Origin of the sequence: Burkholderia sp. SIMBA_062 (assembly GCF_046534765.1) — a bacterium.
Classification (GTDB): Bacteria; Pseudomonadota; Gammaproteobacteria; order Burkholderiales; family Burkholderiaceae; genus Burkholderia; species Burkholderia ambifaria.
The window spans coordinates 1-236 of record NZ_JAWRYD010000619.1 but is presented as its reverse complement, the minus strand read 5'-3'; the positions used below and the strand labels follow the sequence as shown (position 1 = coordinate 236).

Here is a 236-nt window from a genome sequence, read left to right as displayed (position 1 = left end):
ATAACTGGTATCACTGGCACGGTAGGGCCTTGAGATCAGACCATGCAAAGCCTCAAGCATATATCGGTCCATGAAGGTAATATGCTTATTCGGATTATCTAGAATATTCGCGTCCGCGTGAGTGATGTTATCCAGAAGCGTGAAGTCGAAAAAATGCAACTCACGAGTAGCCACGAACTGTCCGGTAGCAATGGTGTCATTAACAAACGGATGGAGTTCCGCCAGCGCCGTTTCAT

At 47.0% G+C, this 236-nt stretch carries 1 protein-coding gene; it reads right to left on the bottom strand.

The genetic code is table 11. From position 1 onward, the window contains the following. A partial coding sequence (locus SB786_RS37660; protein ID WP_410731768.1) for a hypothetical protein occupies positions 1-236 on the bottom strand: 236 nt, incomplete at both ends.